The sequence below is a fragment of the Paenibacillus sp. Soil787 genome, from assembly GCF_001429545.1.
In the GTDB taxonomy this organism is placed as follows: Bacteria; Bacillota; Bacilli; order Paenibacillales; family NBRC-103111; genus Paenibacillus_E.
Genome location: NZ_LMSP01000001.1, coordinates 107411 through 120490 on the forward strand (window position 1 = coordinate 107411; position 13080 = coordinate 120490).

A 13080-nucleotide genomic window follows, 5' to 3' on the forward strand; every position below is an offset into this window, starting at 1 on the left:
AGAAGCTATCCAATTCATTGGAGAGAGGTTCACGGAGTTTATGCGGGCATGTTTAGTCGAAGAGTTCGAGTATAGAGCTAACTTTGCCGCAAATCTTCTATCCACGGTTTTTTGGCTATTCGTGGCAATCTTGACCGTTCAATTATACTTTTATCGTACTCAGGAAATTGGCGGATGGGGTTTCTATGAGGTGTTGGTGCTTCTAGGTATTTTCAACGCTGTACATGGATTTATTGAGTTTATCCTTCAGCCGAATATGTCTCGTCTTGTCAGTCATATTCGTAAAGGGACATTGGATTTCATCCTGACGAAACCCGTTAACAGCCAATTTTACATTAGCTTTAGGCACCTGGTTTTCTGGCGATTAGCCGATATTATTCTTGGTTTTGGTTTGACGGCTTATGCACTCTTAGAGCTAAACGCTGTTCCTGGTGTTGTTGAGCTTTTACGCTTTGTTATTGTTTTCCTTGCATCGTTGGTTGTGGTCTATTCACTTTGGATGGGCATGATGATGTTCTCGTTCTGGGCTGTTAAAGTAGATAACTTGTCTTATCTATTTAGTTCGTTCTTTGAAACCGCACGGTTTCCAGTTTCGGTCTATAAAGGTTTATTACGATTCACCTTAACCTATATATTTCCGATTGCTTTCATAACAACATTCCCAGCTGCAGCGCTCATTGGTCGAATCAGCGGATGGCAAGTCGTTTGGTGTGTAGGGATTGCTATGGTTTGTTTTGGATTGACGAGGGCTTTATGGAAGATCGCTTTGCGCCATTATACTAGTGCGAGTAGTTGAGTATTTGAGATGAATAACAAAAAGCAGCGGAATCTCCGCTGCTTTTGTCAGTACATAAGAAAGTATAAGTTTTTATACTTTTGCTTCGCATCTACCTTGACAAACGCCCTCGTCCCTAAAGGACGACGGAGTCGTTTATCCTTGTAAGATTTTAACCTTTATACTTTTGGAAGAAGGCTTTGAACATCTCAGGCGTGTTGCCGCCAGTTGAACCGGATTCCGGAACACCGCCGACAATTCGTTCCACTTCTACACCATTTTTGTAGTAGACGAGTGTAGGGGTGGATTCGATTTTATATTTCTCCCAGCCATCCTTGAATTCTTCCAAGTTGAACTGTTTGACATCAATACCTAGCTCTTTTTCAATGGGTACAAGAACCGGGGTTGTTAATTTACAATGTGGGCAGGTCGAAGCGTAATAATATTGGAAAAATGTTTCTTTGTTCTTCAGTCTTTGATCCAAATCCTTTGGTAGAATGAGGTTTTGATAGTTCGGATCATTTAATTGCTTCACTGTTTCCGGATTTAATTTGGATGCGGCAACGCCATAGGGATTGCCAGCATTAGCTTTGTCCGAAGTTTTGGTAGACTGCTGATTAACGAAATATAAGCCTCCAAATAAAACAAGAACAACGCCTAGATAAATAAGCAGCTTCTTCAATGTATGCACCTCTTTATAATGTTTACTTTCTACTATCTTCTTTAAAAAGTATAGCATATCCTGTTGATATTTTGAAAATAATTGGCTGTTTGGTGACAAGTCGGCTATAATACCGATAGGTTATTGGATGAATGTGAAATGAAGGCTGATAATGAAGACAAGAGATTGAAAAGATAAAATACTAAAGATAAAAGATGAAAGAGAAGATGTCCGGATGACGAAGCAGCTGCCTGCTCTTTTTAGAGAAAAAATGATTGATTTATTGGGTGAAGATGAATTTGAGCAATTTCTGGAATCGTATGACCAAGCGAGAACGTTTGGTTTAAGGGTGAATACGGTGAAGGTGGAAAAGGCGGATTTTTTGGCGAAAAGTCCGTTTGCGCTAAGCGCGGTGCCTTGGGCTTCCGATGGTTTTTATTACGAAGAAGGTGAACGTCCTGGGAAGCATCCGTATTATCATGCAGGGCTTTACTATATTCAAGAACCAAGCGCGATGGCGCCAGTCGAATTGCTGCAAGTGCGTCCGGGGGAGCGTGTTCTCGATTTATGTGCCGCGCCTGGCGGGAAATCAACGCAAATAGCCGCTAAGCTTCAAGGCGAAGGGGTGCTTGTTGTTAATGACATTCATTCTGATCGAGTGAAGGCACTTGTTAAAAATCTTGAGCTTTTGGGTGTTAGAAACGCTATTGTTTTGAATGAGAAGCCGGAGCGGATGTTAAAGGTCTTTCAAGGCTATTTTGATAAAATATTAATAGACGCGCCTTGTTCGGGTGAAGGGATGTTCCGTAAAGAAGAAGAGATGATGCAGCAGTGGGAGCGTCATTCTGTTCAGGAATTCGCTAGTATGCAGAGAGAGCTGCTTGGTCAGGCTGCCCAAATGCTAGCGCCCGGCGGAATGATTGTCTATTCGACCTGTACATTTTCACCGGAGGAGAATGAAGCGCAGATCGCGGAGTTTTTGGACAAGCATCCGGCGTTTGATGTGGTTCCGGTTGAGGGTTTTGGCGTTGGACGGCCGGATTGGCTGCGTGCGCCATGGTGTGCGGAGGAGTTCTCTGACCGCGCTCGGGAGGCGGTAGCTGGGACCGCGAGGCTTTGGCCGCATCGTTTGCGGGGCGAGGGGCATTTTGTTGCGGTTTTGCGGGGGGATGGGGATTTGGACGCTGGCGATGATGGGGATGCAAGAGATGCAAGAGATGCAAGAGATGTAGGGAGTGATCCCGACGTTGTGTCGGCATCGGGGAAGCGCAGCGGCCGTGAGGCGCTGCGGAAGGGGCGCGCGGAGGCGTCGACTCGCGCGGCTGTGAGCTTGGAGCCGCTGGAGGCGTTCTCGGGCGAGCTGCTGCGCAGCGAGCCCTTCGCCGCCGCGCGGCTCGTGTGTTACGGCGAGCACGCCTATGCGTCGCCGGCCGGTTTGCCCGAGCTGCACGGACTGAAAGTCGTGCGGCCGGGCTGGTACATCGGCGCGCTGCACCGCGGCCGATTCGAACCGTCCCATGCGCTAGCCATGGGACTGCGCATGCGCGAAGCCAAGCGAGCGCTGAGCTTGGCTTCGAGCGACGAGCGAGCCCTTCGGTACCTGAAGGGCGAGACGCTCGAAGTCGCGGAGAGCGAGATCGTCCGCGACCCGGAAGTGACCAAGGCAGCCAAAGGCTACTGCCTTGTCTGCATTGAAGACCATCCCGTCGGCTGGGGCAAATGGCACGACGGGATGCTGAAGAACGAATACCCGCCCGGCTGGAGGTGGACCTAATCGGTCATGAAACAAACACATAGGCTCGATAAAATACTCGCCCATGTGGGCATCGGCACACGCTCTGAACTCAAACGCCTCACCAAAGATGGCGCGATTTACGTCAACGGTGTGAAAGTCAAAGACAGCGGTATGCAGGTGAACCCCGATACCGATATCATCATTGTAAACGGTGAACCGGTATTATACCGTGAATTCGTTTATCTCATGATGAATAAACCGCAGGGGGTCGTTTCTGCCACAGAAGACAATCGCGACCGCACGGTTGTGGATCTTTTGGATAAGGCATATGCACCATTCGATGTATTCCCTGTTGGACGCCTGGACAAGGATACAGAAGGCTTTCTTTTGCTAACGAACGATGGGAAATTGGCCCATAATCTTCTTTCTCCACGCAAACATGTACCCAAAACCTACTTCGCGAAAGTCGAGTGGGAGGTAAGCGAATCGGACCGCGATGCCTTCTCCCAAGGTGTTACTTTGGACGACGGTTATGAAACACTTCCGGGTATTTTGCGAATTTTGAAGACCGGCAAAGAGTCTGAAAATGAGCCCTCGGAAATCGAGCTAACGATCATGGAGGGCAAATTCCATCAAGTGAAACGGATGTTTCAAGCCGTCGGCAAAAAAGTCGTATACCTGAAACGAATTTCGATGGGGCCACTTGCGTTAGATCCAAGTTTAGCATTGGGTCAAGTGAGAGAGTTGAGTAAAGAGGAACTTCTTGCTTTGCAGAATGCAACTTAGAGTTAATTACGAATAGTACGCACAGTCCAGATTGTACGAAACGGATTGTGCGTGTTTTATTTTGTATCTTGCTAACGCTCTTCCCATTTCTTTAAGATGGATGCAATAATCTCCTTTTTGGTCTCCTCAGCAAGTCCATTCCTTAGTTCAGTGATGAATTCAATAAAGAGCAACGACAAAAGCTCATTCAGGTCCATATCCAATGGAATCTCATACTTACAATCCCAATCATCGAAAAATACGGCTATTCGGTTGACTTCTCTTGGATGGATGTCTACGTTCAGGGTCAAATAATCTCTTGCACCGGTCATACTAGACACGTTAGATAAACTCCATTGAAACTTCGCAACTCTATGTATATCTCGCAGACTGTTACCCATTACGCTGGTATTCATATTTAAAAAATGACTGTAGGTTTCTCTCAAATCCAACAGGTAATCGTACAAATCTTTATCTTGGCGAACGTGATCAAGAAAATTATCAAATAATAATTTTACAAGGAACGTTATATTCATACCATACAGTTCTTCATTTGTAGTGTATTGGATATCTTCAATAAAAACTTCTGCTCGGTTAAAAAAATCGCGAGGTGCACGGACTTTAACGGTTTTATAAAATTCGGGCGATTCCCTATTGAAAAAACTTGTCCATGATTTTAAAGTTAGCATACAAGCGGTCCTCCTTTTCTTCTCTATTACTACTTATTCTAAATCTAGCACACATATGACAATCATTATGGCAAAAAAGCCTATGATCTGCCGTTTCAAACAAGAAACAAGCAGGCTCACAGGGGATAACGAAGCGAAAAAGTAATATTTCAAAATTTGAGATTTACAAAACTACTAGTTTATGGTATTTTCAAACAAGAAGAATATGGAATGCGAGCGGAAGAACCGCCCATGTGTCGCTGTGTGCTAGGCGATTGCTGGGCGGTTTTTTATATTCTGTGATACTTCCGATGAGGATAAGTTACGTTTAATGAGTGACCAATAGAAAGAGGGGATTTTTCATGAAAAAAAAGGTTTCAATTATTTTATGTACGGTGCTATGCGCAGCATCCGTTGGGTATGATGCGATTAACTCTTCAGCACAAAGTCCTATCAAGTTCGTGGACACATCTCAGCATTGGGCAGAACAAGCCATTCAAACAGCCGTTGAGAAGAAATACGTGGATGGCTATGAAGATGGTAGTTTTAAACCGGATTTACCGATTAGCCGTGCAGAGTTTATCAAAATGTTATCTTCCGCAGTAGGTGAAAAAGTAGAAAAGGTGGAGGGAAATGATTGGTTCGTGCCTTATGTTAAAAGGCTGAAGGAGTTAAGTGTTATTCCAATGGAATTCCCGGAAAGATCTAATGAGCCGCTTCAACGTTTTGAAATGGCTATGTTAAGTGCTCGGAGTGTGGATAAAGCTCTGAAGGGGACAATGCTTGATGCAGTGAAAATAGGTTTGATTCATGGTGTCAGCACGACAGATTTAGCGCCTTATGGGACAAGCACTCGAGCACAGGCGATTACGATTATCGAGCGTATCTTGTCGGCTAAAAAGGGTGAGAAATTACCGGTAGATAAGTATGCTGACAGTGCTGCTGAGATTGCTGAGACTGGTAGTAATGTGGTTACAATGCTTGGTTTAAAGCCGAAGGAAATAGGGACTACCTGGACTTACGCCGATGGCGTTACCGTAAAGTTGAACAAACTTATCGTTGCCGACCCTGCTGATCCCGAAGATCCGTATATGAAACTTGTTGATATGAGTACTTGGGAACCAACAACCAGTAAAACCGACAACAAAGTTATTTTTGCAAACTTCACTGTAGTAGCCACCGAAGATGGTGTTGGCGCACCTGATATGTTGCCAGTACAAGTACTGACGCAATTAGGTACTTCAAATTACCTGCTAATGTCCGAGCAAGCATTAACTCGCTGGATGAAATTTAATAAACCGCAGACCCATGAGGGCTACGTTGCTTACGCACTTCCTAATAGAATTGCTAATATTGCCATTGTATTTGATATTCTTAACAATAAAACAACATTAGCATCTAAATAGGGGAGTGGTTAGTTTGCGAAAGCTTATTAATATCGCAATGCTCTTCTTGATTTTAATGGAATTATTGATCCCATTCTTAGATCATGGGGGAGTGCGGGCAGCTTCTACTGTGAAACTGTATTACAATTTTGAACAAGGGACCTATAGCACATCATCTGTGGCTGCCCAGTATTCTTCCTCCGCAACTAAGGCATTCACTAAGGATGTCAGCGCACTTGTTGGTGGGACGATTACTGGGGTTACATTGAGTAATCGAGGTGGTTCCGGGGGTGTTGCAACCTTTTCTTCCACATCGGTGACCTTAACAAGTTTAGGGGGTGGGGCGACTACTGTTTACGGTAAATCTCTAACTAAACCTATGCATCAAATGTACCGGCAACCTGCTGGTAGGATATGGGAGCACAAGGGTTCGAAGACTGTTCCGGTTGAGTTCGATGGTGCGAGTGGAAACCCGTCTCCGTATCCAGGAAGCATTCCGTTATGGGGTCGAAAGAGATACACATTAGTAGATAATTTTAATTATGGTGACTCTGCTACATTTGGACCTGACCTGCGTTATTCCTACCAGTCTTCATTGTACAGTGCTAATGGTGCTAGCGGAGATAAAGTTGCTAATTATGGTAAAGAAGGTTATGCCGTGACTACCGCTTATGAGGTGTCACGAGCTACTGGTTGGTTTTTTAGCCAATCTTCTGCCGATCCTGGAGATGTGGGAGCCGATATCACCGATCCCGACAAATTGGACCAAAGTACTATAACAATAACTGGGGCTGAGAAACCAAGTGCTGGGTATGGTGCGACATCTTTAGCTTACGGAAAGGGTGATATCCCTGGTACTGGGATGATCCGTACAATTATGCTATTGGATGGTATGGTTCCTTCTGGTCAGATTACGGATGCTCCTGACCAAGACCTATCAGGTGGTTTATCTCGTAACTATGCGATGTTCGCAATTGGACTTTGGGAAGGAAGCACTTACAAATACCAGGTTTCCATTGATGTGTCTTACACCCCACCAGTTAAGCCGGATCTTGCAGCAATGAGTATTGACGCCGGAGCGTGTATACCACAAAACTCAAGTGTAAACATTACAATTAAATTCAAAAACATCGGCGTTGCAATTCCAAGTGGCGATTCCTTCAACGTGACTTTGGCAGCAGATGGCACGGTGTTCAAGACATTCACCTATTCTTCAGGATTAGGTGCAGGTCAGACGATAACAGAATCAGTGCCATATACATTCAGCAGCATGAAGAGCATCACCATGAATCTAGATTCCAATGATAATATCCCCGAAGCAAGTGCTAGCAATAATGTTTTAAGTCAATTCATCACACCCCAAGCCAGCTGTACACCAAACGGTGGAAACTTTAGCGGAACTACCTCAGCAGATAAACCCTCAATTCCTTGGAAAGATTCCAACCTAATTAAAGCAAACTGGACGATTCCCTCTGGCTGTACGCCCGTTCAAGGGAGGTTCATTTTATCCCAAACTTCGGGTACATATATTCAATACGGTTGGAGTACACTCACAAGTACTTCAACAAGTGATATGTCTATTTTTGCTTATGGGATGATGGGTTTTACGGGTTATCCAGGCAATATTACAAGCGGTGAAGTGGTTATTGAATACAAGCTTGAGGATAGTTGTGGAGGAACTTCCTATTTCTATGAAGGTAAGTTTACGGTTGGTCCAAAACCTCCGAATCGACCACCTCAATTTGAGATCGGATGGTTTGCTGATGCTGATTATTACAGCAGGACTCCTTTACCCGATACCATTGTAGGAGACCGGCTGAATGTTAGGCTGCTTCCTGAGATTGCACCTAGTCACTATGACCCTGATGACGACTACGTTACTTTTGAGTGGAAGTTTGCTGATAGTACAAGTAACTGGATTCGAAGCTTTCCATCTCTAGGTTATCTAAAAGGAGAGGAAAAGTTAACTTGGTTAACCGCTCCAAATTCCGTTGGCGATCATAAGATTACGGCTAGAATGTGTGATGATAAGGGAGCTTGTACGCAGAAAGATGCAACAATAACAGTCATGCGCCCTGAGCCAATTCCCTGTATTAACGTGCCAAATCGCGTCGTACATAACCGTCCTCTTCCATCTAACGCGATTAATGGAGCGTGCAGCAAACCAGCTAAAAACAGAACGATAACGGAGTATTTTTGGACGAATAACCTCTCCGTTTATCCGAATGTTGGTATCGAGACTGTAACCTTAGAAGTAAAGGACAATTACGGAGTACGCAGCTTGCCAGAAAACATAGCAATTAAAAACATAAACGTTGTGGAGGATAAACCTCCAGCAGCTGTCATCAACTTGCCTATTTTTGCCGTCAGAGGAAATGTTCAGTTCAGGGATTTATCTTATAGTCCTGATGGGGATGTAATCGTAGAAACGTCAATTTCATATGTGTATGATAGCAATGACGATGGAATTTTTAACGATCATATGCCTTTGAATATACCGATATCCGTTGGTGGGCCGGCAATTCTTACAGCTCCTAAGGTAGGTAAGTATAAATTAACGGTAAAAACTAAGGAGGATTGGGGTTTAACGAATACCAGAAGCTATGTGGTTGATATCAAAAATGATTCCCCCGAAGTTTCATTCTCTGTCACAAGCGCAAATCCAGAACCCCCTTTATTTCATACAACCTCAGAAAATGAAATGCTAATGGCATATGGAGATCAATGGCAAGGTTCTTCTTTAACTAACCCTAATTTGAATAAAGTAAAGGATATTGGATTTACTTACAATACTGCTTCTAGTGGTTTAACATCTCATTATGGTAAACAGCCTTTTAATGGCCCTGCCACAGGATTAACGATTACTCCCGAACAGTACCAAAGAACAACCTATAACGCTTGGCATACTTTCCCTGTCCCTCAGTTATTTAATACTCAATTCTTGGGTAACAGGTACGGGGTTGGTTCTATAGGTTCCATTCCATTTTTTGATGGGACGAATACCAAGATAGATGGAGGGTTGGGAAATACTTATGATTATGTTCAACAAAAGTATGTTCCTAATAAGCCTACACCAGATAATCCAGGAAGGTTTCTAGCCTATGATGCTAAAGGTGGAGCTTATTCGGTAGATTTCAAATCGGGATATTATAACAGTAACGATTATAGTGAGACATGGACCATTTATCGTAAAACGTCTGATGGCACAATATCTTGGAAGCGTTCTGGTCAATACATCTATGACGGCTGTTCGGGTGACTGTTCGTCCAGTGAGAGTGGAAACAGATCACCTCATGCTAACCTGAAACTAAACAATGACGGAACTAAGGTTTCGCTTGGAGGTAACTACTCATGGCAATGTGGGTGTGTAGTGACTACTTGGCTTGATGTAGAGACTGGCTTAGAAGTGCCTGCAAATACGGTAACTCCTGCACCTACGCTTACGGGTATCTATGAGGACTCAGAGGTATATCTATATCGAGAACAACCAATGAATCTAACTACGGATACCTATAGTTCTGGGAGCTCGGGTTCTAGTAGTAACCAAGCAGGCACCATAAGTGAATACTTTGTATCTTATAATAAACAAACAGGTGTTACGAAGAAGATAGAAATATTCAAAGATATCTATTTCAATAATCGTTCGAGGACTACAGACGGCAGCGTAATACGAGGGGACGGTTCAGATAGCAATAGTTCAACTTTAGTTGATGTGATTTATTCTGTATCGGCAGACGGGTATGTCTATATCGTTGATGGTATGAACAAAATCGTAGTTGCCGATAAATATGCAAACAAACTCGCTTCATATACGACCAAAGGAACTAGACCAACTAATACCTTCTCTCACGAACAAACTCTTCAAGAGAGATTTAGATATACCGTATCCTCGGCAGGATTAAGTGCAGACGGAGAGTTTCAAGTCGTTCTTCAAGAAGAGCATTATAAGTTAAGAAGATGGAATTTCCAATGGACGTCTTGCGGTTCTTGTAGTGTAGGCAGCTATGTTTCTCACTACGATGAAGATGATAGTCAATCTGAACGTAAATTCTACTATTATAAAATAAATGGTGGAACGACTAGTCCTTCTAGCTACGCTTTAGCAGAAATTGGTCAAACCATGAAGAAGGATACGAGTATTGCAGACGCAGATTACGTATTCGATTTCTTGCAATCTAGTATGAATACGAATGCGAATGCTCCTTCGGGTTTAATCTTTAGGGCAACTAATCACAATACGATGTATCGATTAGAGTTTACAACAAACAAAATAAGCTTATCGAAGCTCGTTAGTGGTGTGCGTACTGAGTTGCGGTCAACGCCAGTCTGGTTGTCTACGACATCTTTTAACAATATAAAGGTTAGTGTTAGAGGTGGAAAGATTAAAGTACGCATGGGATCGGTTCCTATTATGGAAGCAACTGACCTTACACTGACAGAAGGTACTTATGGATTTTTCATAGGCGGATATGGTTCTCATTTCCGTAACTTCTATGTTAAAGTGCCGATTGTAGATAATAACAAAATTAGCGATACCGGCATTGCGGGGGAAGAACTGACATACTCTACGGAGTTTGTAGATCCTGAAAGTGATGATCATTTGATAAGTAAGGATAAATGGAAGTACGAGCATACGAACTTTACGAAATTTTTAGATTCGGGGGATGGTAAAAGTGGACTTTCAGCTTACAATAATCAAACATTTAATGGAGATCCAATAAAAACACTAGATAAGGTAGGGATTTATAAATTAACCTTTATTGGTGCAGATGATCCTACACCTGTTGGCTATAAATATCCGAATCCTGCCTTTGCAGAGTACCTGTCTGAATCTGACCCGTATTCTAGAAATGTATTGATCCATCGTAGACCCATAGGGGTTTTGAATGTAAATCAAGATATTTATTATAACGTATCCTATGATGATCAAAGCTATGATCCAGATCGTTGGTTAAACAATTGGACCTACTCTACGGAACCAACGGGGATAGATTATTCGGCTTCTCGGGGAATTATTGAGCGAAGATACGAGTACATAAAGCCAGATGGTACAACAGTAAATGGAAAATTAACGAAAGTAAAAGAAATGGGGGCTTATACGTTTCGGGTAGCTGTTAAAGATGAATACGGAGCGTGGTCTGATTGGGCAGAAGCTATATTATGGCTAGACGCACCACCTGCGAATCATGCGCCTTTCGTAGATATCACGAGCCATACGAGTACGGATATGAATAATCCGTCTGGATCAGCAGGGAACAATCCTTTATTTACTTGGAATGCGGTTGATTATGATGCGGATAGCCGAATTGTACGCTCGGAAATAGATGTGCAACAATACTACTATAATTATTTTAATAATCCGCAATGGCAATGGTTTAGTATGAATAACCCTAATATTGCGAAAGTCTCTAATGTACTCAGCGATAGTCATACTGTTTCATTAAGTTATAACTATCCAATGACTGTTTACTCCAATCTAACTTACAGGGTTAGAATTAGAGTACAGGATGAACAAGGAGAATGGTCTGGATGGTCAGAAAGGTATTTTGCGTTAGGATTCCCTCCCACGGCTACCTTGACTTTCCCTAACGGAACCCAAGCTAATCCTACACCTATTTCTGACGGAGTTTTGAAACCATCTTGGAATCAGAATGATCCCGATGTTCCTACGGAGTATCGTAGTTTCCAATACCGTATTCTAGATGCTAATGGGACTCAAGTTCAGTATAACCAATTTGGGTTCGTGTACGATGCTCAAAGATACGGTAACTATGCACACTTCTGTAGTTATGATAGTGACAATAAATCTTGGAACAACTGTGATTACTATACAATCGCCAATACTTGGAATACTCACCCAACGGAGTGGTTTGGTCTTTCGTTAATCCAAGGTCAAAACGGCCCCTTCCAAGTTCAAGTTAGAGTACATGATGGAAGATATTGCTCAGAGTGGTCAAACTCTGGTTGGTTCACTATGAATAGACCTCCAGTCGCCAGCATGACGATTCCAAGCGGGACGCAAGCTGCACCTACCATTTTCTCTGAACTGCGGCCTACCTTTGAGTGGAGCCAAACCGATCCTGATCCGGGTACAACCTTCACTTATTTCCAAATGCAAATTACCAATGAGGCCAATGATGTACTGTTGCTTGACTCAGGGCAGGTTTACCAAGGGACGGTTTCTAATGCGGGGAGTTGGACGGTCAATCAGGAACTTCCAGCTGGTCAAAAACTCCGCGTCAGAGTTAGAGTATTTGATGGGGTTACTTGGTCAGATTATTCCGCGCAAACATGGTTTTATATCAATCGAGCACCTGTAGCCGAATTTGACTGGAGACCAAAGCCGGTTTGGGAGGGGGATGTAGTGACAAGCATGAATACCTCATTCGACCCAGATGGCGATGTTTTAACCTATGCGTGGAAATTAGAGCAGCCTGACGGAGTTACTGCCACTTTTTCTACTAAAGATATCTCACGTCGATTCCTTAAGCCTGGTATGTATAAGGTGTCGTTAACCGTATCAGATGGACGTCTTGCTAATACCGTAGTTAAAATGATTTCGGCGATGCCCTTGACGATTCATTCGGATGTCACTTATACAGACAACTGGTTGGTTTTGCATGAAAAGAGCGGTCACCAAACGGTTGCGGCACCTAAGGACTTCTACTCTGGGGAAATTTTCATCGTTTCTAGTAAGAGTTCACCTGCTCCTGTAGACGAAGTGTCAGCTTGGATCGATACGACAGGGTTAGATGGGCATGTAATATATGTATCTGAGCGTTTAGTTGCAGCAGGAGGGGATGCGACCTCTTTTAGCGGAGAACTATTTGATGCGAAATTCCAGTCTTTTACGGAGGGCTTGCCTCAAGGACTGCAAACCATTCATTTTCAAATTCGTTACCACAACGGTGTTGTGAAAACGGAGGATATTCCAGTCCAAATTATTGGCAATGTCAATAAATCAGTTGGAGTTCATAGGGTTCAATAATTGGAGGCAGTTATCTTCGGATAGCTGTCTTTTTTATGTAAATTCGATGAATCAAATCTCTTCCTATGATACAATAGGTCGATAAAAAGGCGATGCATAAGGG

At 43.3% G+C, this 13080-nt stretch carries 7 protein-coding genes; 5 read left to right on the plus strand and 2 right to left on the minus strand.

From position 1 onward, the window contains the following. The first annotated feature begins 40 nt into the window (after positions 1 to 40). Positions 41 to 796: an ABC transporter permease gene (locus ASG93_RS00540; RefSeq protein ID WP_056827765.1), complete on the plus strand. Its 756-nt coding sequence runs from the start codon at positions 41 to 43 to the stop codon at positions 794 to 796. A gap of 151 nt (positions 797 to 947) precedes the next feature. Here the strand turns inward: ASG93_RS00540 and ASG93_RS00545 are convergent, their stop codons facing one another. Then, positions 948 to 1457: a thioredoxin family protein gene (locus tag ASG93_RS00545; RefSeq protein ID WP_056827766.1), complete on the minus strand. Its 510-nt coding sequence runs from the start codon at positions 1455 to 1457 to the stop codon at positions 948 to 950. Between the two features lie 214 nt (positions 1458 to 1671). On the opposite strand from ASG93_RS00545, the gene ASG93_RS00550 reads away from it, so the two are divergent. Continuing rightward, complete coding sequence (locus ASG93_RS00550) at positions 1672 to 3210, plus strand: RsmB/NOP family class I SAM-dependent RNA methyltransferase (protein WP_056827769.1); 1539 nt, start codon at positions 1672 to 1674, stop codon at positions 3208 to 3210. A 6-nt stretch (positions 3211 to 3216) separates the two neighbouring features. Beyond that, complete coding sequence (locus tag ASG93_RS00555) at positions 3217 to 3957, plus strand: pseudouridine synthase (RefSeq protein ID WP_056827771.1); 741 nt, start codon at positions 3217 to 3219, stop codon at positions 3955 to 3957. Positions 3958 to 4028: 71 nt separating this feature from the next. Here ASG93_RS00555 and ASG93_RS00560 read toward each other — a convergent pair whose 3' ends face one another. Next, positions 4029 to 4625, minus strand: coding sequence for a hypothetical protein (locus ASG93_RS00560; RefSeq protein WP_056827772.1), 597 nt, complete (start codon positions 4623 to 4625; stop codon positions 4029 to 4031). A gap of 341 nt (positions 4626 to 4966) precedes the next feature. Here ASG93_RS00560 and ASG93_RS00565 point away from each other — a divergent pair, with 341 nt between their 5' ends. Further along, the gene (locus ASG93_RS00565; protein WP_056827774.1) at positions 4967 to 6010 is read left to right on the plus strand and encodes an S-layer homology domain-containing protein; all 1044 of its coding nucleotides are present in this window, start codon (positions 4967 to 4969) and stop codon (positions 6008 to 6010) included. Positions 6011 to 6023: 13 nt separating this feature from the next. After that, complete coding sequence (locus tag ASG93_RS00570) at positions 6024 to 12977, plus strand: PKD domain-containing protein (RefSeq protein ID WP_056827776.1); 6954 nt, start codon at positions 6024 to 6026, stop codon at positions 12975 to 12977. Positions 12978 to 13080 lie beyond the last annotated feature (103 nt).